Below are 24,281 nucleotides of genomic sequence, written 5' to 3'. Positions count from 1 at the left end.
ATGGTTGTTTTAATGTGTTACAACGGTCCGGCCATTATTTCGGCGTGGAACAAGTCGGAGACTTTTCCGCAGTAAAAATCAGCTGTTTTTAAAGTTAGTATTTCTTTTTCTTTTTTCATTCAGCAAGCTGAATTATAGCCATTGTTGTGCGTTCGTACTTTTTATTCCGATTTATGTACTTCCAGTTCGATTTCCACCATAAATTCAGGTAATGCCAATCCCTTTACTTCAAGCCATGAGCCAGTTGGAAACCCGTTTTTATAAATTTCAGCTCGATATGCTGATTTTTCCAGCATTTGTACCATATCAGTTGTAAAAATGTCTTCTTTTATCACATCGTCAAATGTGCAACCATAGTGTTTTAATATTTTTTCCAAATCCGCATAGCAGTTTTTCATTTGTTGTTCTATATCGCCAATTGCGGTTGGATTTCCTTCATCGTCCATACTAACAGCTCCAGAAATTTTTATATCATTTCCAATTTTTACTGCGTGAGAATATCCATAAGCTTTTTCAACTTCTGGTCGTAAGAGAAAATATTCAGGTTTTTCAGAATCAATAATTACTTCTTTTTCCACTTCTTTATTTTCTTCCTTTTGTTTATGTTCACAACTTTGGAATCCAAAAGCCAATGCAAAAAGTGTTGCGAGTAAACTCATTCGGTTGGTTAGTTTTTTCATAATCCTCATTGTTTAGTGCCTACTTTAGTCGGTTTTAGGCTTTCCCATTTTTATTATCTGTTTCGTTTTTCAGTATGAAACACAACGGTCTGGCTAAACGCAGTATGGGCGCATAGCCCATATTGCCGTTTTAGCCTTTGTTAGGTACAGTTTTCTTTTTTCAATTTATTCCCAAAACAAACTTGGTAGCTCTTGGCATTATAAATGGCGAAAGGAACTTTATTATGCCAATATTATTCCGTAGCATTCTTGAAGTACTTGAAGTGCCTGCCACAGCCATTGTTGCCGTATTGATGCTATTTACGGTTTCTTTTATATATGGACGGCGAACTTTATCAAATGTATTCAATTTATTTTCGTGAATTAATTTTGATAGAATATATCCTTCTTCAATTCCCAAATTCATTCCCCTTGCCCCAACTGGAGAATGTAAATGAGCAGCATCGCCAATTATCGCAGTATTGTCCCAAGTTAATTTCTTTGCTATTTTGTGATGAATCCTAAATCGTGATTCCCATGATATTTCTCCAATTTTGGTGTTTTTTGGCAAGTAATTGAGAATGGACTTCATCCTGCCTGCCACTCTCCATACATTGTCTTTTAAACGAATCATCAAAACACCACCTTCGGGAAACATTCTTATATGTCCTTCATCTGGGGCGATGTCCATTTCTAATTCAACATCGTATAACTCCCACTCTTCATCATACCGAAGTCCTTCATACTCTACGCCTGATAACCCTCTAACTTTACTATGTCCTCCGTCTGCGCCAATCAGATAATCATAAGGTAATTTATATTGACCAGAATTTCCTTGAATATTGGCTTGGTGTCTTGTGTTATTTGTATCAATAGATATAAATTCATGGTCATATTCTACTTGTATATTTCTCCTACGAACTTCATCTAATAAAATTTCTTCTGACTCTTTTTGCCCTTGAACAAGCATGAATGGATACTTATGTTTAGCTTTTTGAAAGTCGTTTCTTAGTACGTGATTATTGCCTCGCCAAACATTCATAGCGTTCATTCGTCTCCCATTTTCCATGAATCTTTTGGTTATTCCATATGGTTCAAATATTTCAAGGGTTCGGGGATTGACCCCCAATGCTTTTGAGTATTTACTAATACTTTTCTTTTTGTCTATGATTTTAGGAATGTATCCTAACTCACTAAGGAAAATAGCTATTGATAGACCTGATGGACCTGCACCAACAATCAAGATTTCTTTGCTTTTATTCATCATGTTTTTTCAATATGTGGTTAAAAAATTTAAGAACCTATAAAAGTTCTTTCTGGTAAAAATTCAAACCACAAAGTTCCTAATTCTGATGCTATTAATTATTGATTGAAATCAAGACTTTTTGAGTCGTGAGAGCGTTTCAGGGGTCATTCTCAAATAGGATGCAATATACTTGTTTGGAATTTCCTGAAACAGATGTGGACTCCTTTCAAAAATCTTTTGGAATCGCTCCTTTGGAGATGTCATTAAAATATCCTTTTCTCTGTTTAATTGTTCCAAAACCAGTTGTTCTAAAATTTTTCTCCAAAGCATCTGGTTTTCAGCGTTTCTGTTGATTAAGGTCGAATGTTTTTCCTTTGAAATATATTTTAATTCCGTTTTCTTTAAAGCTTGAATACAGAAATCTGATGGATTTCCTGATATAAAACTATCTAAGGCAGCTATGAAGTTATTCTTGTAACCAAATCGAATAATGTGTTCTTTGCTCTTATTGAAAATGGACATTTTAAGGCTACCCGATACAATATAATATAGATTGCTATCTTTCATTCCAGAAGGTTTCAAGACTTCATTTCTATCAAGTGAAACACTTCCAGACCACAAATTTTCACCTTCAATCTTTTTATACATATCATTGATTAAATTCATGTTTTGATTTTGATTTTTTAATTGTGCCTAACGGTCTAGGCTATGAGTAGTTGCGTGGGTTAGCACTTAATTTTGCAAGTACACACCAAACTGAAAATCCGAGAGGATTTTCAGAAGTAGGCGAGGACAAGCAATTACTTATAGCCATTGTTGTGTACCGTTTTTATTTACATTTTTCAATTTTTGCTCTAACAATAGAGTCAAATTTTCTTTCTGTTTTAAAATCATATTTAACTGTGGAATCACGAATTACTTGAAATTCCGAATAATGGACAGTCAAAGGTGATTCGGATGAAAATCCGCCATTTGGCATTTCCCCTGGAAAATTACCCGAAGCCCCAAATCCAATTCCAGGAATATTTTTAGTTCCTTTTTCATAGTTTTCGTATCGTTCAAGTTTAACCCGTTTTCCACTTTTATCAATTGAATAATATTCGTGGTCAATTATTCCGCTTTTGAATTCATAGTCGACAAACAAAATTCCATCATTTGGAATTTCTAAAATTCTTCTGCCATTTTCGATTTTCGGCTTGATTCCGCATTCCAATCCATAAATTATTTTAATCTTCCCACTGAAATCTTCAGGAACAAGATAAGTTTCAGGTTCTATGGTGTTGATTTTTGTCCAAAAGGGCCAAAATCCAACAATTACGACAACACTTCCTAAAATCCATAACGCTTTAGTTTTTAATTTTCTCTTGGATAATAGAATTAGGATTATACCAATTGTAAAAACGGGTAAACCTATGATTGCAAAAAAAGCAGCGAATGTCAATCCGAATGCTCCGATTAGCAAAAGTGTTATTCCAAGGTAGAAAAGTATGTCATTAGTTTTCTGCTTCATTCAAATGGTACACAACGGTCTCGACTATGAGTAGTTGCGTGGTTTAGCACGAAAATTAGCAAGTACACACCAAACTGAAAATCCGCGAGGATTTTCAGAAGTAGGCGAGAGCCAGCAATTACTTATAGCCATTGTTGTGGGTAGTGTTTATTCGTCAGTTTCTTTAGTTCCCTGAATTAATCCACTATCTTGATGTCGCCCTAATTTTTGTAGAGGTTCTCCCATATTTGTCCAAATGAGTTCTTTTATTTCGTTTTCAGTAAATCCAAGTTCTCTCAGTACTTCAATTCGTTCTCTCATTATTCGATTATCTGACTCAAAAATCTGTCTTTGTATTAATTCATTTTCAAGTTGTGCTTTATCTTTTTCAGTTTGGTTTCTCCACTCTCTATCTTGTTTACGTCTGTGACGGTCGTTTAAGTATTCTCTTATTTGTTGAAGGGGATTTAAAGACCCCAGAACTTCCCAAAAGCCAGGTGACTGAATGACAATCTTATTTACAAAAAGGCGATTTTCTGGTAAAATCAATTCTTCTCTACTATCTATTTTATGGTTGCCTAAATAAGGATAACCTAATTCATAAAAGAAAAGTCTTCTTCTCTTTTTATTTTTGTAATAAGGGTTATGACTGTCTAAAAATGCATTGAACACATAGAGGCTGTTATATGCATTATTCAAATCTTTTAAGTATTCAATCAATTCAGATGGTGTTCCTGCTCGAAGTCCTTTTATTCTCAATGCTATATTTCCTCTATCCATTTCGTTTTTTTTTACATTACCCACAACGGTCTTGTATAAGAATAGTGGCGGTTTTAAGTCCACAAACTTTTCAGTTTAGACCAAAGTTTATTGTTGTTATTATCCTTTGTTTTGGCTGGATTTCCGCCATTATTTTTATACGTTGTTGCCAGTAGTTTTTTTACTTCGGTGTCAATCCAATTTTCATACCAGTCGAGAAATGTAATTCTATCTGGATTTTCAATGTATGGATTTGGATAAATTCCTTGTTCGTTGCATCTGTCATCAACCCATAAGTTACCGTATTCTTTTCCGTTGACAACTAAGTTTATTGAAACACCACAACCAAAATTTGAAACTCTCAAAAGTCCATTTGCCCATTTATTTTGGTAATATTCTTCGTCTTTTTTTGCAAAATATTCGTCTTCATTTTCGTCAGTTATGTCTCCAAAATCCAGATTCCAATGTTCCGTTTGAGGGAATGGTATGGATAAGTCATTTAGGTCATTTTTATCTTTGTAGTCTAGGTCGGCAAAAAGTCCGTTTTCAATTGGTTCCAATCCGTAATATGGTCCAGCCCCGCCATTTCCAATTTGCATTAAGAACTCTTTATATTCAGTCGGTAATTTTATTCCGTTATTTTTTTCAAATTGAGTTAATTCCTTTTCCGATTTTGTTTGGTTGAACACATATCTGTGTTTTTCAGAACCGAACACTTCAAAGTTCTTATCCAACCGTTTTAATTGGTCAAATTTTGCTTTGATTCGTTCTATTGGTTCATTCATTGCAATGGGTTCTTAAATTACTGGCAACTCGTTTATATCCTCAATTTATCCAATTTTTGCCATTATCCTACCCATATGAGAGGGTAAATCGTAGTTTTTTTAAAGAAAAGAAATAATCCTGCCACTATGAATTATGTTCCCTTTGGGAAGGTTATCCGCAATTAAAGGTTTTGGTGCATACTATGTTGTTTTTGTAGAAACTGTATTTTTGTGTTGTCAACACATTCTGGGTTTAACTCAAAAACATAATCTTATGTCTAAAACAAAAAGTCATAAGCGATGTAAAGAACTTGGTGTTGACATCTCTTCAAAAGATTCAGAAAAATTATCTAAAACTTCATTATCAATTAGCCCTAAGCAACGGGAACTCCTTGCGTTTACCGATGCGCTGGATGGGCCAGATTTGGTGCAATCCCTTAAACTGGTGCATGATATGGCGCTTTATGATTCCTACTGCCTTATCGACGGGCCAGAGAAGAATGCCCTCTACGCTACCAAATGTCTTTGGGAACGTATTGAGGCGATTGCAAAGGAACCTTAAGGTTTGTCATTTAGAGCGCTAGCGATAAATCTGGAACAAGAAGGGGTTTCTCAGTGGCTGCGCTTCTTCGAAATTACATTTGTTTCAATTTCAGCAGATTCCGCATCAAGTGCGGAATGACAGTGTTTTTTATTGGTACGAATTCTGAACCAAGCCAGCCTTGCCGGCGAGGCAGGTTCAGAATGACGAATGGTTTTCTTTTGTCATTTCGAGCGCTAGCGATAAATCTGGAACAAGAAGGGGTTTCTCAGTCGCTGCACTTCTTCGAAATGACATTTGTTTCAATTTCAGTAGATTCCGCATCAAGTGCGGAATGACAGTGTTTTTTATTAGTACGGATTCTGAAACAGGTTCAGAATGACGAATGGTTTTCTTTTGTCATTTTGAGCTCTAGCGAGAAATCTGGAACAAGAGGGGATTTCTCAGTTGCTGCGCTTCTTCGAAATGACATTTGTTTCAATTTCAGCAGATTCCCCATCAAGTGCGGAATGACAGTGTTTTTTATTGGTACGAATTCTGAAACAGGTTCAGAATGACGAGAGGTTTATGGCATTCAGGCCCAAGCGTACATAAAAAACCGGCGTTTACACAGAATTGGAACCGGAAGACGGGTTTCATTCCTATTTTAAGGTCATAAACTAGAAAAATGAGGATATATAGAATCTTTTCAATCGCTTTGTGGATTGGCTTGTTCCCTTTTGTCTCGGTTTTGGGGCAAGAAAACAGCACCTGGTATGCTTATGGCATGGAAGGCGATAAACAGAAAATCACAGAATACAAGGATATCATTACCTACGAACCCGTAAGGGAGGAGGAGAGTCCCTATCCTGCAAGAGTAGATACTGTTTTTATCGAAAAGCGCATAAATGATTCTATATATATTGTCACCAATAGAAGCCGAGAAGGGGCCATAGCATTAATGGCCAGTAGGTGGCTTCAGGATGGGGCTATCAAATCCATTGGTATCTATTATCCTACCGATGATTCTGATTCCCTTGAAACCACATATTCAGAAAAAGGATTGCCAGCTTGGCAGGAACTGACTCGAAGATGGGTTTTTTCTGAAGCTAAGACCAAAGAACTGGACCAAGCTCCAGGTTATGATGAAGTAACTCGGGAAGCCATGCTGGGAGCACTTGCCATCAGAAAAGAAATCTCTCCTGCCATAAAACAGTACATGACCGATAACCCGGACACCAAGTCGTGGCGTATGTATCGCTTTGTAGAAGTTAAGGCCCAACAAAAGTTTATTGAGCTTGGGTATAATCCCTACAAAAGGGTGCCCTACAATTTTGAAAAACAGTTTGAAGGGGACGAGGAAATAATCAAAGCCTTGACTCAACCCATGTCGTTTGAGTAAAGGTCAGTCCACAATTTTTTGCTCTTTCAACCACTCTTGCATGGTTTCGTAATAGGAATCACAGGGAGCCCAGTTTAAAGCGGATAAATCTTCTTGCCAAGCACAGGTGACACACTTTTGCAATACGTGATTGCAGTTTTCAAACACACGAACAGAAAGGTCAGCTTTGGGATTTACACCCATGGTTTCTTCGTACAGCTTTTTGGTTTTGTGCCAGTCCACTTGTGAGTCTTTGGCACCGAACAAACCCAGAACGGGACATGTAATCTTCAACAGGGTTTTATCAAAATCATCAATATAGACCCAAAGACCACTTTCTGCATCAAAATGTCCTTTGCTGGTATATTGTTTTTGTTCTTTTTTAAATTCTTCAATATCCATTTCGGTTATTTCACGTACTTCCCGATATCCGAAGAGTTTTTGACTCGTGCTATCTTGCACCAAAGGTTCTATTGCTTTCAAATAGTCCGTATAGCTTCCCTGGGTATTGTAGATTTTATGTCCCAACATCCACGCTTGGTATAAACGTTCCGCTTCGGCCTCTTCTTTACCTCCAATGCGCAAGTTGGATTTTAGCAGATATCCAAAGTTCTCCTTGTCGTCCGTGCCACTAACAGAAATCCAGAAATCGATGGGGAATTTCTCATTGATCAAGGGAACTATCCAACCCGCACGGCTAATGCCCCAAAACCCGATGCTATCAGCCCCAGGTATTTGCCTTCTTTTAATTTCTTCAATCGCTGCCAGTGCTTCGTCAGCAGAATTTTCAACCGGTTGCTGGGCATCAAACACCCCTTCACTATCACCACATCCCATTTTATCCCAAAGAACAACGGTCAAACCAGAGGCCACCAAATGGTGTCGTAGCCTACTGAACCATTTTCCCTGTACAAAATTGGTTTTGCCATAACCTGGAATGATAATAACAATGGCTTTGGAGGTTTTATTTTCCGGTTTTTCAATCAAACCTCTCAAGGTTTTGCCTTCAAATTGAAATTCAAAGGGCTCTGATGACATTTGAGCCAATACTCCAGAAGTTGACCAAAAAAGTAATATGCCTATAATGCAGACAATTCGATTTTTCATAGGTTCTATGCTTGATTACCGATATCGTTGTGATTTGTGTACCCTAAAGAGGGTAGAATTTTGCAAGTGTTACACCTTTTCAGGAGAACCTATATTAAAGGGTTTTTTCAAAGTAAATAGCATCATCAAAGGGATTGTGCCGGTACGATTCTATTTCTTTAAAACCAAACGCGGTATACACTGCAATGGCAGACCTCATACTTTTTATACTATCCAGACGTATTTTGGAATAACCTAAATGACGAGCTTCTCGTAACGCTTCGCCCATCATTTGTTTTCCTATTCCTTTCCCTCGGTGCTGCTTTTCCAAGAACATGCGCTTTAACTCACAAATTTCAGGCTCCAACTTCCTTATGGCAAAACAACCAATAGGGGTAGCGTCTTCAAAGATGAGGAACAGGCTGCCTTCGGGAGCCCCATATTGTTTTTCTAACTGCTTCAGTTCTTTCTCAAAATCCTGAAAGGAAAGGTCAATCCCAATATCTTCGGCATATTTTGAAAATAGAGACTGACCTAGTTTATATTCTTCTTTTGTGGATGCCTTTTTAAAAAGGACCATAAAGCACTTTTAAGCAGATTTTAATTGGAAGTTTCGTCTATAAACTCATCCACATCCACTTTAAACTTGGCCATGGAAGGGGTGTGAGTGTACATCATATGCCCCGCTTCGTAATACTTCATAATGATGTTTTTTTTCAGCTCAGCATCCAACCCCATGTGGTTGATGGAATGTTCCACACCATAGAATACGGTGGCCAAATCATAATAACCGTTAAGGATTAGAATTTTTAAGTTAGGATTTCGTTTCATGGCCGAAGTCATATCTGGAAGGGTAGTGGTGGCCACTTGCATGTTCCAACTAATGTTGCCTTTGTGTTTCCAGTCCCACTTAAAACCTTTTCGGGAGCCTGCGGTTGTGGTATAGCTCAAATCTTTTCGAACCTTAAGGTCGTTGTAGAGATAATCCTTAAACGCTGCTATATACGGGGTGGATATGGCATCACTCTGCGGGTCGGTAAGCGCATTCTGGGATAGAAGGTCCTCGCTTATTCCTGTAAATCTGGAATCCAATCTACCTACGGTTTCTCCTTCATTGCGCAACAATTCTTGAAAATACTCTCCATTGGTCACTCGTAAATCTGCTTTTAGGTAGTAGTCTTGACTCAAACCGGAATAATCTGCCAATTTTTGGGCAATGGAAGATTTCTCTGAGGCACTAAGCTGGTCACCTTTGAGTAGGGCAGGGGCATATTCGTTTTGGGTAAACGCCCTAACTTCATTTAAAAATGCTTCCAGACTGCTCCCTTTGTTTTTTACTTTGTTATGGTACCAAGCCGTAGCGGCATAGGTAGGGAAATGAATGATATATGCCGTGTCGTCTCCCGGACCAAACAACAAATGCTGTAAATCAAACACCGCGGACACCATGATTACGCCATTCATGGCAATCCCCTTATCTTGAAGATGTTTCACCAAACCTGCATTTCTGAACGTACCGTAGCTCTCACCCAACAAATACTTTGGCGAATTCATTTTGTCAGTTTTGATGATAAACTGTTCGATGAATAAACCGATACTTCGAATATCTTGGTCCACACCCCAAAAGTCCTCCCATTTGGCTTCTCCAACCGGTTTGCTGAAACCTACGCCCACGGGGTCAATCATTACCAAATCTGCTTTATCCAAAATAGAATATTCATTATTGACCACTTTATAAGGAGCTGGTTTGGTATACGTTGGGTCGTTGATTTCAATACGTTTAGGCCCTAAAACCCCAAAATGCAACCAGAACGAAGCTGATAAGGGCCCACCATTAAATGCAAAAACGATAGGTCTGTTTTTACCAGAGTTGGTTTTTCTGTAATGTGTAAACCCGAACAAGGCAATGGGCTTGTCATTTTCGTCCCGCAATAGATGGGTTCCAGTTTCTGTGGCCAAAGTGATGGTCTTTCCTTTAATGGAAACGGTTTGGGTAGAAGTAAAGGTTTCTGCCTGAGGAATCTCCTTTTTCATTTCCTTTTCTTGGGCAAGGGCCAGAAAGGACAGTAATGCAAAAGCAAGGGTAAAAGCGGATTTTTTCATTTGATGTGGTTCTTAAGGTTTGTTTCGTGGAATAGCTTTCAAAATAGGGCTAAAAATCCAGTAATTGAAGTTTTTTATTAGGATAAAAGCACAACAATTTGAAGCTGGAAACTAGTTTAGGATAGATTTGACCCATTTTTCCAGCTGGAGAACATCAACCTTTGTTTTTAGATAGGAGTCAATGCGGTAGTCACCCATATCCTGAATTTTATAATCCTTAAGAACAGCTCCAAAATAAAGGGATACAAATTGGTCTACAATCCGTTCTTTTAGAGCATGTGGAATGTTGCATTGTTGAACCAAGGATTCTTCAATTCCGATATGGATAATTTCATGGATTATGGTATTCGCAGGATTGTCATAATTCTTGAATTTTCCTTCGGTAGTGGTAAATAGCAATATGGAGCCTGTATCTGGGTCATAGCTTCCACCGGGACCATATAAAGTTAAAACGATTTTATACTCATCAAATTTTTTAAAGTTCCCGTTAAAATGGGAAGCATTGATATCAACCAACATGCGATGTACTAAATTCTCAACTGCTTTTACTTTTTTGTACCCCGATATATAGTCTGTTTTTTTATAGACGCTATCTGAGATGAACGATTTTAGCAATGGATAATCCTTGTCATTTAGTACTCCTTTTCGAGATTTATTGACCAATTCATCAATCAATTTCCCTTTGGGAAGACTAATTTTATACCCATTTTCATCAAAAAAGGGGATATCCTGAAGATTCCTCCAAATATAGTCGGTTTCCTCATCCACGGAGGGAATAAGTACACTGATTTTTGATTGACTTATTCCAAATTTAGAAATGAGCAATAGCAGAAAAAGAAGGATGGTTTTAGAAGACAAGAATTTGATTTTAGATAAGCCCTAAGATACATCAGAATCTGAAAGACCTGGCTATAGGGTATTCAAAAAACTGGTTAAATCGGTTTCCTTATCCAATCCCAATTTCTTTTTGAGGCGATATTTGGATTTAAGGATACTGTCTGGCAAAACATTGAGGGTTGCTGCAATCTCTTTGGTGGTCAAATTCATGCGAAGGAAGGCTGCCAATCGGATTTCTTTTTCTGAAATGTCAGAGTATAGGGTTTTTAATTTTTGGTCAAAGTCGTTGTGTACATCAGCAAAGTAGGTCTTAAACACCTCCCAGTCTTTGTCCGAAGCATTTTCTTTTTTGAGCAACATCACAATGCGACGAAATTCTGCCTTGAACTTTTCTGGCGAGTTTTTTAGATTTTCTAAATTCTCTTTCAACTCTTGGATAAAGGTGTTCTTTTGGACCAGGTGCAGGGTTTGACTGGCCAACTCTTTTTGTTTGTGGGCAATTTCCTGTTTATAGATTTCCTCCTGCTTTTCTCTGGCAATTCGATTTCTTTTAATGCGCTGGCGATACCCAAAAACGGAAAGTCCAAACAAGGCTAGGGCAGAGGCCATTCCTCCCGCATATAACCCTTTTTGCAGGTTGTCTGCGCGTGATTTTTCATTTAGTGTTTTAATTTCTTCTTCTTGGAGGGCCAGAGCAGCTTCTTTTTTCTCGGTTTCGTAAATGGTTTGGAGTTCAGACAAACGCTGCCCGTTCTTTAGGTTGTAGATACTATCATTAAGTTTCTTGAACAATTTATGGTTGGCAAGAGCTTCAATGTCATTTCCTATGCTTTGGTTGGCTTTGAACAACACCTCGAAACCTTTTGCCTGATCTTCCAGAAACTCTTTGGACTTTGCCAAATCAAGAATTTCATTGCCATACCCAATTGCCTTTGAATTATCGTTCTCCTTTAAGGCAATTTCTGCCAACAATAGCTTATTGTCGATGCTATTGGCAACTTGACCTAAAGAATCTGAGAGTCGTAAGGACGCTTCCAAATAGGTTTTGGCCTTTTCCAATTGATTGCGCTTATTCGAATTATATCCTAATCCATAATAGGCATTGACCAGTCCACTTGAGAACTTCATCTCTTTCGCCAAAGATTCACTTTGTGAGAGTAGCTGTTGTGCTTCCTCAACTTTTTGAGGATTATTGGATTGGATTAGTCCCAAAAGAAAAGTGTTGTACATCAGTCCATGCTTGTCGTTTTGTTCTTTATGAATAGAAATACTCTTCTTTATATAATCAATAGCCAATACTGTATCTTTCATTTGCAAATAGTTACGGCTGATTCTGGTCATCGACCCAACTTCACCCATTTTGGCCCTATAATGGTCATATTTTTGGTAGGTCCTCATGGCTTCCAGCGCATATTCCAACGAAAGTTGGTATTGCCCCTTGTTAAAGTAAACACTGGATATCAATTCTTGACAACCCGCATATCCCAACGAATCATTCTTTACCAAGAAAGCGGGGATGGCATGTTTCGCATGGTACAGCGTACTATCTTCCCGGTTCATTATATTATGGTTGGTAGCAATATTCAAGTGCATAACGGCAATACAACTGGAATCATCTCTTTCGATACTTAATTGCAGTCCTTTACGATAATATTCATTGGATTTCTCATAGTCATCAATATAGGAATAAGCGATACCCATGCGCTGATAACCAGTGTATTCCGCAGGAACATGATTTAAATCCATCCCTAGTTTAATCAGTTCGTCAGCGTAGAAGAAAGCCTTGTCAATATCATTATTAACGTGGGCCCTCCATAAATTAGTAAGAATAGAGGTTTGTGTTGTGTCTCTTGGTGATGTCCGTAACAGCTGTTCTAAACTATCAATTTGTGCTGGCGTTGCATCATATTGTGAGATGATGCTTAAAGGGAAAAAGAACGAAAAAATGGTAAATAGAGCAATATGAAGCTTCATGTATCATTGATTTTGAATAATCTAAATATACTCTAAATGGCTATTAGGTGAAAGAGGATGGAAATTACCGTCCTATATGCTGTCCATAATCGGTCCATAGCTTTTTCGTGCAGACACCTTATTGAAATAATTATAAATAATTGATAATCAATAAATTAAAAAATAATAGATATTGTCCGCCAGATTTATTGTCCATGCCCTCATTTAACCTTTGTCCTTTTCCCTGTCCATACTTTGTCCATGCCCAAAATTAGGGACTGGCTTTTTTCTCTTCTAGGTTTGAAGTGTTGAATCTAAAAAACCAAGAAATGATGAAAACAAATCAATCACTATTAAAAACCACCTTACGAATGCTGACATTGGCATTCGTATTCATTATTTGTGCGTGTAGTAAAGACGAACCTACTTCAGATGCCCCTGCTGAACCTCAATTTTCCGGTAATGAAGCAGATGAATTTAATGCGGCTGTTGCCAACCTAAGCGGGTTTAGCCAACCATCTGAATCTTCAATTGTTGAGACTGCTTCGACCTCTCCGGAAAGGGTAGGTGCCACGGAGTTTGAATGCTCTGCCCAAAACTTTGAGGGAGCCCCCGGTTTTAATGAACTGTTTATGCTGGACCCTACGACAGATGTCATTTATCCGGGCTCCATGTTAAAGGGAGAAACCATCCCTACGGGTGAATACGCACGAATAAACGTAGATAGGGCACCCATTACCATGTCTATTTCTTTAAGTAACATTAGCGGAAAACCAAGTGTGACCATCAATGACCCTAATAAACTTAGTGAGGTCAGGGAAGGTATCAATGAGTTGTTGAATCGCGAAGTTATTGGTGCTACACCCGCACTGCTTACCCTTGACGAATCTGAAGTTTTTTCAGAGGAACAATTGTCCGTGGCACTGGGAGCCAATTATAGAGATAGGACGAAGGATATTTCCGGTAGTTTTGACTTTAATACCACAACAACGAAGCGAAAGTATGTGCTAAAGTTTATCCAACGCTATTTTACCCTAGACCTAGATTCTCCCGGGGAATCACCCAGTGATTTATTTACGGACCTTCCCAGTATTGAAAGTTTGGGCTCCACCAGTCCGGTATATGTTTCATCGGTCACCTATGGTCGTATGGTTCTGTATACCGTCGAATCCGAGTCAAGTATCACAGAAGTAAAAACGGCTTTTGAAGCTGCTATTGAAGCAGGGGAGAAAGGCGGTTCATTTGAATTGGATGTGGACTCAGAAAAAATTCTGGAAAATTCCAGCATCAAAGCTTTAATTATTGGGGGGTCCGGAGCGAGCGCTGCCCAAACCGTTGGAGGGGATAGCCTATCCAAAATATATGAGTTTATTGCGGAGGGAGGCAACTATTCCCAAGACTCGCCTGGTGCGCCCATAGCCTACAAATTAAGTTTTGTGAAGCAGGGTTTCCCAGCGGCAAGGGTAGTATTAGCTACTGAATATCAGGTAAGAAACTGCGATGTAGCTTATCCTGAATATCTAGTTACCATCAAAAGTATTACTTCTACACAACCCTCTGACATTGAACTCTATGGCGAAGTTGGGATTCGGATGATAGTAGGAGGTGTGCCACTGGACATAAATAATAATGATTTTAGAGATGGCCCAATTTGGAAAAAAAACAGAGACAATTTCGTAGATGTTCAAAATGACAAGCCTCTAAATTTCCCTCAAGATGATGACGATGTACAACCCTACACGTTGCGACCGTATCGACCGGATATGGCCAATGATTATATAGAATGCTATGGCGAACTGTTCGATGACAACGGTATCTTTGGTTTTTCAAGGCTGGGGAATCATATGACAGACGCGGATGATGATGAACTTCGACTAAAAGACTTAGAATTGAACGAGGAAAAAGAAATTGTAATAGATGATTTTGACGACCAGGTAGAAGTAACCTTTACGGTAAAGCGAACCTTATAATCTAAAAATGCAGTCGGCCGCTCAAGTTGGGTTCAACAACTTGATGTCGGCTGTTTTTTTAACAGCAATATTCAATGTGTAATGACCAATAAACAATGATTAACTTTTGTTTCTTCAAATTTGAATAGCTTTCAGTAGATACTCCAATTGTAGACTAATAATTGTTGTTTTAGATAAATTTTTTTCTTAAAATCTATCGGAATCTGGCCAATACGAATTCGAATATTGAATCTTGTGTTGTTTAAAAAAAGCAGTAATCTCTTGATAAGGGTCTTTATCCGGAGAAGTGAATTTTTCAGCCATTAGTTTAAGAATTCTTTGCTTTGTTGACAAGGTCTCTGGTTTCTTTCTGGAGAACAGGCTTTGTAACCAGGATTTGGCTTCAAGAGCTTTTAATAAATCCGCTTCAGAATTATTCGCAACAAGGGTCAAATGTTCTCCGCTATTGCTGTTTTCACGGATGCATATTTTGCTGTTATGCACCATAACTTCAACACTAATAGCGAGTCCTTTTTTATATAATGTAAAAGATGTTCTCATTTTTTAGCTTCTACAAGTTCCAATTGGTCCACACTCACATTAGTGGTAAACATACCATAATTCACCACAGCTTTCCCTTTTTCTAAGGTATCAATACTACCCACTGCTTTCCCGTCAAACATGCGAACCCGGTCTCCAATCTTAAATATGGGTCTAGGTTTATTCTTTTCTGCTTTTTCCGCCTTCTTTTTTTCTATTTTCTTTTCATGCCTAACCTTGACAATCTTTTTTTCCAGTTCTTGGGCCACTTGTTTTTGTTGCGCTTGTTTGGCTTTGACCTGCTTCGCTGTGGTTTTCTTACGTTTACTATTCTCCGTTTCCACAATACGAAGTAGTTCTGATATCAAGAGTCGCTTTTTATTATCAACAAAATAGCGTTCTGCGGCAGTATTGACCTTATTGCCAAGTTGTATCATACGCTGACTATGGTCATATAGTTCCTGGTAGTTTTCCAGTTTGTTTTTGATTTTGGAATTCAGTTTTTCCAACTTTTCTGCTTCTTCACGGGCTTTATTCTCTTCTTCTTGTAGTCGAGAACCGGTTTGAGCCATTTTATTGCGTTCCTTTTGCAATTTTGCTATAGTGGCATCAAACCGAACCTTGCCACGCTCAATTTTCTTTTTGGCCTTGTTGATAAGGCTATAGGGGATACCGTTTTTCTGAGCTACTTCAAAGGTGAACGAACTTCCTGCTTCGCCTAAAACCAATTGAAAAGTGGGCTCTAGGGTCTTGGAATTGAAACGCATGTTAGCATTGGTAACATGGGGTAATTCATTGGCCAAAGCTTTAAGGTTGGCGTAATGCGTAGTGATTACCCCATAGGCTTCTCTTTCATAGAAAACTTCCAGAAAAGCCTCGGCCAAAGCACCTCCCAATTCTGGGTCGGAGCCTGTACCAAATTCATCAATGAGGAAAAGAGTTTTGTTGTTGCACTTCTTCAGAAAAGCATTCATGTTCTTGAGCCTATAACTATAGGTGCTTAAATGATTTTCAATAGATTGGTTATCCCCAATATCCGTTAAAATCCTATCAAAAAAGCAGACTGAACTTCGCTCATGCACAGGAATCAGAAAACCACTTTTTAGCATTACTTGAAGCAAACCTATGGTTTTCAAAGTGATACTTTTTCCACCCGCATTAGGCCCAGAAATTACAATGATTCGGTTTTCAGGATGAAGTTGAATGGTCTGTGGCCAAGTTTTTTCTTTTTTGAGTTTGTTGGAAAGATAGAGTAGTGGGTGGTAAGCATCCCTTAAATGCAATTGTTTGTCTTCATTGATTTCTGGAAGGATAGCATCCATTTCTGAACCATACTTCGCTTTGGCTGCAATGATATCTATTGCAATAAGATATTCTTGATATGCTTTTAGCAATTCTTGATAAGGGCGTATGAAATTTGTGAGTTCATTCAGTATCCGTTGAATTTCCTCTTTCTCGTCATATTCCAAATTGTTCAATTCCCGTGCGTAGGTCAGGGTAGCCTCAGGAATAATGTAAACAATGCTTCCTGTTTTGGAAGAACCCATTACAGTTCCTTTCACTTTTCTACGATGCATGGCCTTAACCGCCAATACCCTTCGATTTTCCACTACAGATTCCCGAATCTCATCCAAAAACTCCGAAGTTTGGTAGCGTTGAAGCGCCACACCAAAACTTTGATTGATTTTTCCCCGTATTTCGTTGATTTGTTGACGGATGTGCTTTAGCTCCAATGAGGCGGTATCCTTTACTTCCCCAAACTTATCTATGACATTGCTTGTTTCTTCAGGAATAGATTTGTTCTCTTCAAAACTTTCTGAAAATTCAAAGAGCAAAGGATAATATTCCTTGAACTTTTTGAAAAACTTTTTATGCAGACTCAAGGTTGTACAAATGGCTGAAATTCTTCGAAACCCTGAAACTTCTAAGGTTGTATTTTCAATGGCCAATAACCTTAACTCTCCATTAATGGTGTCAAAACCGTGATTGGGAATTCTGTTTTCATTGGAAAACGAAGCTAAATACTCTGAGGTTCTCCCCAAGGCATTCAACAGTAATTCTTTGTTTTCAAGAGGCTGTATTTCAAGAGCTGCAGCTTTGCCCAATTCGGTATTGCAGCGTGCAGAAAGCTGTTCCAAAATGGTTGGAAACTCTAGATCTTGTAATGTTTTCGGATGTATTTGCCGCATTTTCTATTTATAGCAGCGCAAAGATAGGACTTTGGTGCATTGCTAAAAGCCAAGAATATTAGAATAGGCCTGTTATTTCACCCGCTTCATTAATATCCATTCCTTCCGAAGCTGGGTGGGCCGGTAATCCTGGCATTCGCATAATATTTCCGGTTATTGGAATCAAAAATCCAGCACCGGCCGCTATTTCAATCTCTCGCACCGTAATGATAAAATCTTTTGGGCGCCCCAATAATTTTGGATTATCAGACAAGGATTTTTGGGTTTTGGCAATACAAACAGGTAAGTGGTCCAATCCAAGGTTTGCTATTTTCCTTAAATGTGCTTTGGCTTTGGCGGTATAATCCACGTGTTCGGCACCATAAATTTCTTTGGCAATGGTCTCGATTTTTTCAGTGACGCTTTGATTCCAAGAATACAAAGGCTTAAAACCAGAGGTATTCGATTCGATTATGTTGATGACATGCTTTGCCAGCTCCAGGGCGCCTTCACCACCTTTGGCCCAAACTTCGGCCAAAGCCACACGAACTCCTTTCAATTTTGCAAACTCCTTGATTACATCAATTTCCTCATCCGTATCCGTTAAAAAGTTATTGATTGAAATGACCGGTGTAATATTGAACTTAGAAATGTTTTCCAGGTGCTTTTCAAGATTGGGCAGTCCCTTTTTAAGCGCTTCTACATTGGGTTCAGTTAGCGATTTAAGGTCAGCTCCCCCGTGATATTTTAAAGCACGAATGGTTGTGGTAAGCACTACAGCTTTTGGTTTTAATCCGGCACTTTGACATTTAATATCAAAAAACTTCTCCGCCCCAAGGTCAAAACCAAAACCAGCTTCGGTCACAGTGTATTCGGAATGCGACATTCCCATTAGGGTTGCGATAACTGAATTTGTTCCCTGAGCGATATTAGCAAAAGGCCCGCCATGTATAATGGCAGGATTGCCTTCGATGGTTTGGACCAAGTTAGGTTTGATGGCATCTTTTAAAAGTGCGGTCATCGCACCTTGAGCTTTGAGGTCTTTGGCATAGATGGGTTCCTTGTCGTAGGTGTAGCCCACAAAAATGTTGCCCAGTCTTCGCTTTAAATCATTCAAATCATCAGCTAAGCAAAGAATGGCCATGATTTCTGAGGCTGCTGTAATATCAAAACCGGTTTCTCTTGGCACTCCTGACGTTGTTCCCCCTAAGCCGACAATTACTTGTCTAAGCGCTCTATCGTTAACATCCACAACACGTTTCCAACTTACGGTTCTTGCATCAATTCCCAGGGAATTTGTTTTACTTTGGATATTGTTATCAATCAAAGCTGCCAACAGATTATGTGCCTTTTCAATGGCTGAAAAATCACCGGTAAAGTGAAGATTGATGTCTTCCATAGGAAGCACTTGGGAATAACCACCACCTGTTGCTCCTCCTTTTATCCCAAAAACAGGGCCCAAAGATGGTTCTCTCAGTACCACAGTGGTCTTTTTGCCCAATCGGTTTAAACCTTCGGATAAACCGATGGACATGGTTGTTTTTCCTTCACCTGCAGGGGTAGGAGAGATAGCAGAAACTAGAACCAAGTTGCTCTTGGCCGCTTTTCTTGGGTCGATGGCGCTTAAAGGTAGCTTGGCTTTAAACTTACCATACATTTCTATATCCTCTTGACCAATTCCAAATGCTTTCGCTATTTCTGTAATGTGTTTAAGGCTTACTTTCTTGGCAATCTGTAAATCGGTCATAATATCAAAGGATGTATTTTATTGCATAATTGCTTGTACTAGTTTTTCTACCCCAAAACGGACTACATCGGTTGTGGGCAGTCCTGTAAGCTTTTCTATTTCCATTACCTTGTTTTCGGCTTCTGCTTTGGATAAACCAATGGTGTTTAGGGCTATCCCGACGGTTTCGGCAGGAGATTGTGAGCCACATACTTTAGCCACGTTTTCATTCAATTTAATGAATTCATCCAGAGGAGGTATAGGCACGTGGGATACCGGAAATCTTAAATGATCATTAGCTGCTTTGTGGCAAAGTATAAAATGGGTAGCCTGTGTGCCACGGATAAGGGGTAGGGTAGCGGTACTTCCTGGGTGAGCCAGTGACCCTTGACCTTCCACAATAACAATGTCTTTATCCCTTTCGGCCAAAACTGCTTCTTCCACAGCTCCCGCTGCTTGGTCTACTTTTATGGCATCCAAAGGAATGCCGCTTCCCATAAGGGTTATCCCGATTTGTCCTGTTGGCACAAAACCTATATTAGCTTCTTTCTTCAGCAAAGCTGCATAGAGTTCCAATCCTGCCGTCATTTTTCCCGAGGCCATGTCCGTGCCAATCATTAGGATTCTTTTGTTATCCAATTTTGCCGCTTTTCCTGTGGCGATGGGATAAGAAGATTTGGGTTTTCGTACATCCCAAATCCGGTTGACACCCAAAAGATGGGCAAAACGGGCATTTAAGTCATCGTGCAGGCCATTTATAAGAGATAGTCCATTTTTCAATGCAAAAGAAACTGGTTTATCCCATGAATCAGGGAATTTGCCCCCACTCGGAGCAATACCAAGCACCATTATTTCGCTTCCCGTGACTAGGGCATCTTCAACGGTAGCCACTACCGGGATTGAATACGGAAGGTTTACGGCTTCTGCTACTGTTTTGCCTTGAAATTTAGAATCGATTACACAGACGATGGGATGTTTTGAAAAGCGCATTAGCCCAAAGCCCATTTTACCAGAATCATTATCCAGAGCTCCTTCCATGTAGATGCATAACTTCTGTGTTGTGCTAAACATTTATGCTTCGGATTTAAATTTACCTCCATGACCTGGTACATCCATGGGCATGGTAATTTCGTTTATTAATGGCGCACCCTCACAAGGGTCTGGATTAAGATTGAGATGGGAATCTAAATCAATATGGTCCAGTGCTCCGGATACCGCTGCACCTGCTGCTATGGAAATGGATGATTCCCCCATACAACCTATCATTGTTTTTAAACCAAATGCGTGGGCGGTTGAAATAATCCGTAGCGCTCCAGTTACACCGCCACATTTCATCAATTTCATGTTCACGCCATCCACTGCATCGGCCCATTTCGGAATGTCGGTTGCAAACCGACAGGATTCATCTAAAAAAATAGGTAAAGGTCTGTTTTTAAATAAATAAGGTAAATCTACCTCTTGTCCTTCTTTAAGTGGTTGTTCTACATATTCACATTCCCTTTCAGACAACCATTGCATCATGTGGTGCGCTTCTTTTACATCCCACCCACCATTGGCATCCACCCGGATGGATATGGGATACTTTCTATGGTATTCCAGCACTTGATTATACATGGCTTTATCGGCTTCAATACCATCATTACTGCCTAGTTTTACCTTTAGGGTGCGAATACCTTCGTTTTCCAAAATGAGTGGAAGGCGTTCCTTTGCCTCTTCAGGAGACATAATGCCCAGGGTAATTGAGGTAGCATGTTTAGGTTTTGCAAACCCTAAAAGCTGATACAATGGCATTTTCGCTTTTTTTGCTTTTAAATCCCACAGCGCGATATCCAACGCGGCCAAGGCGCAGGGTGCAATTTCTAATTGCAATGCAGCATCGTAGGCTTTGTGTGGAGAATTGAAAGCGTCGTATTGGTGCAAAAAACGTTCCAGTTCAGACTGGGCAATCTCTGCTGTTTCTGCACCCTCAGAAGCTCCCGGTGATGTTTCTCCCCAGCCAGTATGCCCATCTTCCGTAACAGAAACATACAGGTTGTATTGGCCATCTCGGACTCCTCTGCTAATACGTAAGGGATACTTTTTTTTAAGATAAAGGATTTTGAAATCAACTTTTGGTCCTTGCATGTTGGGCTTTTGGTTTATCTAAAATATTGGTTTTACCAATGGTTTCAAAACTATGTCCCAGAAGTTTTTTTAACTATTTTCACATGATGAATGTCACTATTGAACCCAGTTGGAAAGTAAATCTTCAGCCTGAATTTAATAAGCCCTATTTTGAGCAGTTGATCGCTTTTGTGAGAGGAGAATATAAAAACAACACATGCTACCCCAAAGGCAAGGATATATTCGCAGCCTTTGACCATTGCCCATTTTATGAAACGAAAGTGGTAATTATTGGCCAAGACCCATATCATGGCCCCAATCAAGCCAATGGATTATGTTTCTCAGTCAAAGATGGAGTTCCACACCCACCATCTTTGGTAAACATCTTTAAAGAAATCAAAGTGGATGTTGGCACTCCTTATCCCAAAAGTGGGGATTTAGAGCGATGGGCCAATCAAGGTGTATTATTATTAAATGCCACTTTAACGGTGAGGGCGCATCAGGCAGGAAGTCATCAAAAGCAGGGCTGGGAAGAGTTTACGGATGCCACAATACGAACAGTTTCTGCCGAATTGGAGGGAGTGATTTTCTTACTTTGGGGTGGGTTTGCCAAGAAAAAATCTTCTTTAATAGATGCATCCAAACATCATATCCTTACTTCAGGACACCCTTCACCATTAAGCGCAAATAGAGGTTTATGGTTTGGAAATCAACATTTTAGTAAAACAAATTCCATCTTAACTTCATTGGGAAAACCGTTAATAACTTGGTGAATAAACTATAAGTAAAACTGTTAAAATAATAAGATATTTCGTACGTTTATTACTTTAATAGTAATACACGCAAAACCCCGTACGTTGAAAAGACTGAAGTCAGTGCTTCTTGTCGATGACGATGAGACTACCAACTTTTTGAACCGTTTCTTTCTGAAGCAGCTTAGTGATGATCTTCCTGTGAGCATTGCTAATAACGGAAAGGAAGCCATAGACTATTTAGAGCATGAAACCAATCCTGAAGAAATGCCCTGTTTGTTGATTTTGGACACCAATATGCCAGTTATGAACGGATGGGAGTTTTTGGACACATACAGCCAGCAATTTGATTCTGAGTTTAAGAAGAATATAGTTGTAGTAATGTTAACCGCTTTGGATACGAAAGAGACAACAGAAATGGCTTTGGCTCACCCTAGTGTGTCCGATACAGCGCAGAAACCTCTATCCGATTTAAAATTCAAGGAACTCATCAAAAAACACTTTTCCTAACTATAGCAAAAAAGTACTGGAAGGTTTAATTTTCTCAACTTGGCCTAGGTGTTTCAACTGACTCTGAACCTCGTTTAAGATTTCTTCCTTTAACTGACTTTGGCCCCAGATAGTTTTGGACAGCCAATCTTGAATATCTTCCAGTTTTTGACCATACCTATTGGCCAAGGTTCGGTCTATACTTGGAATGGTCTTAAATTCAACGGTATAGGTATCGATGATTTCCAGTATATGCTTTAATAAACCGCTATTTTCTTGAATAAACGCTTGGGTAGCGGCAATTACGAAACAGGGCCATGGTGTTGGAAAATCTCCCAATCGCTTTAACGTTCCCTTGTCCACCCAGGGTTTGGTAGTGAAATGCTCCCACATGAAGTAGGCATCAGAACCATTTTCAAATTCTTCCAATGCGCCCATCAGGTTATTTATTATCCGAAAACGTAGTGAATTGGTATCCCATCCCATTTTTTGGGCATGAATTGTGGCCATTAAATGACTTCCACTCCCCATTCTACTGATGGCGATTTCTGCTTTTTCCAAATCGGATACCGATTGATATTCGCTATCCTGACGCACATGAATTCCCCAAACTAAAGGTGAGGAAACATATTCCTGTACAATTTTTACCGGATTCCCATGTGATATACTTTTGATGATTCCCTCGGTAAGAATAATGGCCAAATCTGTCTCATTTCGCTGAAGCATTTCAGACATTCTTCCCGTCCCTTCTGGGATATCGGTCCAAACCAAGTCAATGCCTCGTTCCTCAAAAGCGCCTTCCTCAATAGCTAGATGCCAAGGTAGGTTAAAGTGCTCAGGTACTCCTATGATTCTAACAGTTTTCATTAAAGCAATCTTTACTAGAGTTATTCCACCAGTTTCTCTAAGGTGTATTGAATCAATCTATCAACAGTTTCAAAACCATTGGTCGAGAATTCGCCTGTAATCCTGTTGGCCAAGATAGCATTGAGAGAGATTGCTCTATGCCCCAATAGTTTTGCTAGTCCGTAAATACCAGCTGTTTCCATTTCCAGGTTGGTTATCGGGCGATTTTCAAAGGAAAACTTGGAAAGGTCTTCGGTAAACTCCTTGAGCTTTGCAGAAATACGAAGCACCCTTCCTTGAGGTCCATAAAATCCTGAATTTGTAACAGTTATACCAGAACGTATACGATTTGATACGATTTTTTTTGCAAGCGAGCTATCACAATCTACTGCATAAGGATGTATGCCAAACCTATTCCATCTTAGATTGGAGATCAACTTCCTTTCTAAATCCAAGTTTCTGGAATGCTCAGAATTGTAAAAGTGCAATAAACCTTCCAATCCCACAGCAGAGGTGCTCAAAAGAAAAGAATCTACAGGGATGTCAGGTTGAATAGCACCTGATGTACCGATACGTATAAAATCTAATTGCGTTTTATGCTGTTTTACCTTCCGGGTTTTGAAATCGATGTTTGCAAGGGCATCCAATTCGTTGAAAACAATGTCAACATTGTCCGTTCCTATACCTGTAGAGATGACTGTTAGGCGTTTGTTTTTATAAAAACCTGTATGTGTATGGAATTCTCGGCGTTCTTTTTTGATTTCTATGGAATCAAAATATCTAGAGACCGTTTTAACCCGTTCGGGGTCACCAACTGTGATAATCGTCTCAGAAATATCTTGGGGAAGTAGGTTTAAATGATAGATACTTCCGTCTGGATTCAGAATTAACTCGGATTCTCCAAGCGTCAT

23 protein-coding genes are annotated in these 24,281 nt (G+C 39.2%); 5 read left to right on the top strand and 18 right to left on the bottom strand.

Going from position 1 to position 24,281, the window contains the following annotated elements; genetic code table 11:
- Positions 1 to 161: 161 nt before the first annotated feature.
- The 6 genes from ACOKFD_RS03555 to ACOKFD_RS03530 form a co-directional block, all read right to left on the bottom strand.
- On the bottom strand, positions 162 to 680 hold the full coding sequence (locus tag ACOKFD_RS03555) for a RidA family protein (protein WP_422859998.1): 519 nt from the start codon (positions 678 to 680) through the stop codon (positions 162 to 164).
- Between the two features lie 160 nt (positions 681 to 840).
- Positions 841 to 1,926: an FAD-dependent oxidoreductase gene (locus tag ACOKFD_RS03550; protein ID WP_422859997.1), complete on the bottom strand. Its 1,086-nt coding sequence runs from the start codon at positions 1,924 to 1,926 to the stop codon at positions 841 to 843.
- A 108-nt stretch (positions 1,927 to 2,034) separates the two neighbouring features.
- Positions 2,035 to 2,571: a Crp/Fnr family transcriptional regulator gene (locus tag ACOKFD_RS03545; protein ID WP_422859996.1), complete on the bottom strand. Its 537-nt coding sequence runs from the start codon at positions 2,569 to 2,571 to the stop codon at positions 2,035 to 2,037.
- A gap of 163 nt (positions 2,572 to 2,734) precedes the next feature.
- Positions 2,735 to 3,415, bottom strand: coding sequence for a DUF6843 domain-containing protein (locus tag ACOKFD_RS03540; RefSeq protein ID WP_422859995.1), 681 nt, complete (start codon positions 3,413 to 3,415; stop codon positions 2,735 to 2,737).
- A gap of 147 nt (positions 3,416 to 3,562) precedes the next feature.
- Positions 3,563 to 4,174 carry a hypothetical protein gene (locus tag ACOKFD_RS03535; RefSeq protein WP_422859994.1) on the bottom strand — a complete coding sequence of 204 codons (612 nt, stop codon included), beginning with the start codon at positions 4,172 to 4,174 and terminating at the stop codon, positions 3,563 to 3,565.
- Between the two features lie 53 nt (positions 4,175 to 4,227).
- Positions 4,228 to 4,887: an SMI1/KNR4 family protein gene (locus ACOKFD_RS03530; protein WP_422859993.1), complete on the bottom strand. Its 660-nt coding sequence runs from the start codon at positions 4,885 to 4,887 to the stop codon at positions 4,228 to 4,230.
- Positions 4,888 to 5,191: 304 nt separating this feature from the next.
- Here ACOKFD_RS03530 and ACOKFD_RS03525 point away from each other — a divergent pair, with 304 nt between their 5' ends.
- Positions 5,192 to 5,479, top strand: a complete 288-nt coding sequence (locus ACOKFD_RS03525; RefSeq protein WP_422859992.1) for a hypothetical protein — start codon at positions 5,192 to 5,194, stop codon at positions 5,477 to 5,479.
- 646 nt (positions 5,480 to 6,125) lie between these two features.
- Positions 6,126 to 6,839 carry a hypothetical protein gene (locus ACOKFD_RS03520; protein WP_422859991.1) on the top strand — a complete coding sequence of 238 codons (714 nt, stop codon included), beginning with the start codon at positions 6,126 to 6,128 and terminating at the stop codon, positions 6,837 to 6,839.
- Between the two features lie 3 nt (positions 6,840 to 6,842).
- Here ACOKFD_RS03520 and ACOKFD_RS03515 read toward each other — a convergent pair whose 3' ends face one another.
- From ACOKFD_RS03515 to ACOKFD_RS03495, 5 genes are all read right to left on the bottom strand, one after another.
- A complete protein-coding gene (locus ACOKFD_RS03515; RefSeq protein WP_422859990.1) occupies positions 6,843 to 7,925 on the bottom strand; it encodes a CocE/NonD family hydrolase in 1,083 nt (360 codons plus the stop codon).
- A 94-nt stretch (positions 7,926 to 8,019) separates the two neighbouring features.
- Complete coding sequence (locus ACOKFD_RS03510; RefSeq protein ID WP_422859989.1) at positions 8,020 to 8,484, bottom strand: GNAT family N-acetyltransferase; 465 nt, start codon at positions 8,482 to 8,484, stop codon at positions 8,020 to 8,022.
- 20 nt (positions 8,485 to 8,504) lie between these two features.
- Positions 8,505 to 10,007, bottom strand: coding sequence for a S10 family peptidase (locus ACOKFD_RS03505; RefSeq protein WP_422859988.1), 1,503 nt, complete (start codon positions 10,005 to 10,007; stop codon positions 8,505 to 8,507).
- 111 nt (positions 10,008 to 10,118) lie between these two features.
- A complete protein-coding gene (locus ACOKFD_RS03500) occupies positions 10,119 to 10,865 on the bottom strand; it encodes a hypothetical protein (RefSeq protein WP_422859987.1) in 747 nt (248 codons plus the stop codon).
- A gap of 51 nt (positions 10,866 to 10,916) precedes the next feature.
- A complete protein-coding gene (locus ACOKFD_RS03495) occupies positions 10,917 to 12,818 on the bottom strand; it encodes a hypothetical protein (RefSeq protein WP_422859986.1) in 1,902 nt (633 codons plus the stop codon).
- Between the two features lie 308 nt (positions 12,819 to 13,126).
- Between ACOKFD_RS03495 and ACOKFD_RS03490 the strand changes: the two genes are divergently transcribed.
- Entirely contained in the window at positions 13,127 to 14,767 is a 1,641-nt protein-coding gene (locus tag ACOKFD_RS03490; RefSeq protein ID WP_422859985.1) for a thiol-activated cytolysin family protein, read from the top strand.
- 186 nt (positions 14,768 to 14,953) lie between these two features.
- Here ACOKFD_RS03490 and ACOKFD_RS03485 read toward each other — a convergent pair whose 3' ends face one another.
- The 5 genes from ACOKFD_RS03485 to ACOKFD_RS03465 are packed head-to-tail and all read right to left on the bottom strand — an operon-like array spanning position 14,954 to position 21,304.
- The gene (locus ACOKFD_RS03485) at positions 14,954 to 15,307 is read right to left on the bottom strand and encodes a hypothetical protein (protein WP_422859984.1); all 354 of its coding nucleotides are present in this window, start codon (positions 15,305 to 15,307) and stop codon (positions 14,954 to 14,956) included.
- The gene (locus ACOKFD_RS03480; RefSeq protein WP_422859983.1) at positions 15,304 to 17,475 is read right to left on the bottom strand and encodes an endonuclease MutS2; all 2,172 of its coding nucleotides are present in this window, start codon (positions 17,473 to 17,475) and stop codon (positions 15,304 to 15,306) included. Before ACOKFD_RS03480 ends, ACOKFD_RS03485 begins: the two co-directional genes overlap by 4 nt.
- Positions 17,476 to 17,533: 58 nt before the next feature.
- Complete coding sequence (locus ACOKFD_RS03475; protein ID WP_422859982.1) at positions 17,534 to 19,201, bottom strand: formate--tetrahydrofolate ligase; 1,668 nt, start codon at positions 19,199 to 19,201, stop codon at positions 17,534 to 17,536.
- A gap of 18 nt (positions 19,202 to 19,219) precedes the next feature.
- Positions 19,220 to 20,251, bottom strand: coding sequence for a DUF1611 domain-containing protein (locus tag ACOKFD_RS03470; RefSeq protein ID WP_422859981.1), 1,032 nt, complete (start codon positions 20,249 to 20,251; stop codon positions 19,220 to 19,222).
- On the bottom strand, positions 20,252 to 21,304 hold the full coding sequence (locus tag ACOKFD_RS03465; RefSeq protein WP_422859980.1) for a dipeptide epimerase: 1,053 nt from the start codon (positions 21,302 to 21,304) through the stop codon (positions 20,252 to 20,254). It lies immediately after the preceding gene.
- A gap of 86 nt (positions 21,305 to 21,390) precedes the next feature.
- On the opposite strand from ACOKFD_RS03465, the gene ACOKFD_RS03460 reads away from it, so the two are divergent.
- Positions 21,391 to 22,056, top strand: a complete 666-nt coding sequence (locus tag ACOKFD_RS03460) for a uracil-DNA glycosylase (RefSeq protein WP_422860998.1) — start codon at positions 21,391 to 21,393, stop codon at positions 22,054 to 22,056.
- A gap of 84 nt (positions 22,057 to 22,140) precedes the next feature.
- On the top strand, positions 22,141 to 22,545 hold the full coding sequence (locus ACOKFD_RS03455) for a response regulator (RefSeq protein ID WP_422859979.1): 405 nt from the start codon (positions 22,141 to 22,143) through the stop codon (positions 22,543 to 22,545).
- Here ACOKFD_RS03455 and ACOKFD_RS03450 read toward each other — a convergent pair whose 3' ends face one another.
- Entirely contained in the window at positions 22,546 to 23,391 is an 846-nt protein-coding gene (locus ACOKFD_RS03450; protein WP_422859978.1) for a substrate-binding domain-containing protein, read from the bottom strand.
- A 20-nt stretch (positions 23,392 to 23,411) separates the two neighbouring features.
- Entirely contained in the window at positions 23,412 to 24,281 is an 870-nt protein-coding gene (locus tag ACOKFD_RS03445; RefSeq protein ID WP_422859977.1) for a nucleoside phosphorylase, read from the bottom strand.

Origin of the sequence: Flagellimonas ulvae, assembly GCF_049333175.1 — a bacterium.
Lineage (GTDB): Bacteria > Bacteroidota > Bacteroidia > Flavobacteriales > Flavobacteriaceae > Flagellimonas.
This window is presented reverse-complemented; position numbering and strand designations above follow the sequence as displayed.

Coding starts and splice junctions, on each gene's coding strand:
- ACOKFD_RS03475 (WP_422859982.1), bottom strand. CDS start 19,201: ATGACCGATTTACAGATTGCCAAGAAAGTAAGCCTTAAACACATTACA.
- ACOKFD_RS03525 (WP_422859992.1), top strand. CDS start 5,192: ATGTCTAAAACAAAAAGTCATAAGCGATGTAAAGAACTTGGTGTTGAC.
- ACOKFD_RS03465 (WP_422859980.1), bottom strand. CDS start 21,304: ATGCAAGGACCAAAAGTTGATTTCAAAATCCTTTATCTTAAAAAAAAG.
- ACOKFD_RS03545 (WP_422859996.1), bottom strand. CDS start 2,571: ATGAATTTAATCAATGATATGTATAAAAAGATTGAAGGTGAAAATTTG.
- ACOKFD_RS03515 (WP_422859990.1), bottom strand. CDS start 7,925: ATGAAAAATCGAATTGTCTGCATTATAGGCATATTACTTTTTTGGTCA.
- ACOKFD_RS03555 (WP_422859998.1), bottom strand. CDS start 680: ATGAAAAAACTAACCAACCGAATGAGTTTACTCGCAACACTTTTTGCA.
- ACOKFD_RS03480 (WP_422859983.1), bottom strand. CDS start 17,475: ATGCGGCAAATACATCCGAAAACATTACAAGATCTAGAGTTTCCAACC.
- ACOKFD_RS03520 (WP_422859991.1), top strand. CDS start 6,126: ATGAGGATATATAGAATCTTTTCAATCGCTTTGTGGATTGGCTTGTTC.
- ACOKFD_RS03540 (WP_422859995.1), bottom strand. CDS start 3,415: ATGAAGCAGAAAACTAATGACATACTTTTCTACCTTGGAATAACACTT.
- ACOKFD_RS03450 (WP_422859978.1), bottom strand. CDS start 23,391: ATGAAAACTGTTAGAATCATAGGAGTACCTGAGCACTTTAACCTACCT.
- ACOKFD_RS03485 (WP_422859984.1), bottom strand. CDS start 15,307: ATGAGAACATCTTTTACATTATATAAAAAAGGACTCGCTATTAGTGTT.
- ACOKFD_RS03510 (WP_422859989.1), bottom strand. CDS start 8,484: ATGGTCCTTTTTAAAAAGGCATCCACAAAAGAAGAATATAAACTAGGT.
- ACOKFD_RS03505 (WP_422859988.1), bottom strand. CDS start 10,007: ATGAAAAAATCCGCTTTTACCCTTGCTTTTGCATTACTGTCCTTTCTG.
- ACOKFD_RS03445 (WP_422859977.1), bottom strand. CDS start 24,281: ATGACGCTTGGAGAATCCGAGTTAATTCTGAATCCAGACGGAAGTATC.
- ACOKFD_RS03550 (WP_422859997.1), bottom strand. CDS start 1,926: ATGATGAATAAAAGCAAAGAAATCTTGATTGTTGGTGCAGGTCCATCA.
- ACOKFD_RS03535 (WP_422859994.1), bottom strand. CDS start 4,174: ATGGATAGAGGAAATATAGCATTGAGAATAAAAGGACTTCGAGCAGGA.
- ACOKFD_RS03495 (WP_422859986.1), bottom strand. CDS start 12,818: ATGAAGCTTCATATTGCTCTATTTACCATTTTTTCGTTCTTTTTCCCT.
- ACOKFD_RS03470 (WP_422859981.1), bottom strand. CDS start 20,251: ATGTTTAGCACAACACAGAAGTTATGCATCTACATGGAAGGAGCTCTG.
- ACOKFD_RS03490 (WP_422859985.1), top strand. CDS start 13,127: ATGATGAAAACAAATCAATCACTATTAAAAACCACCTTACGAATGCTG.
- ACOKFD_RS03460 (WP_422860998.1), top strand. CDS start 21,391: ATGAATGTCACTATTGAACCCAGTTGGAAAGTAAATCTTCAGCCTGAA.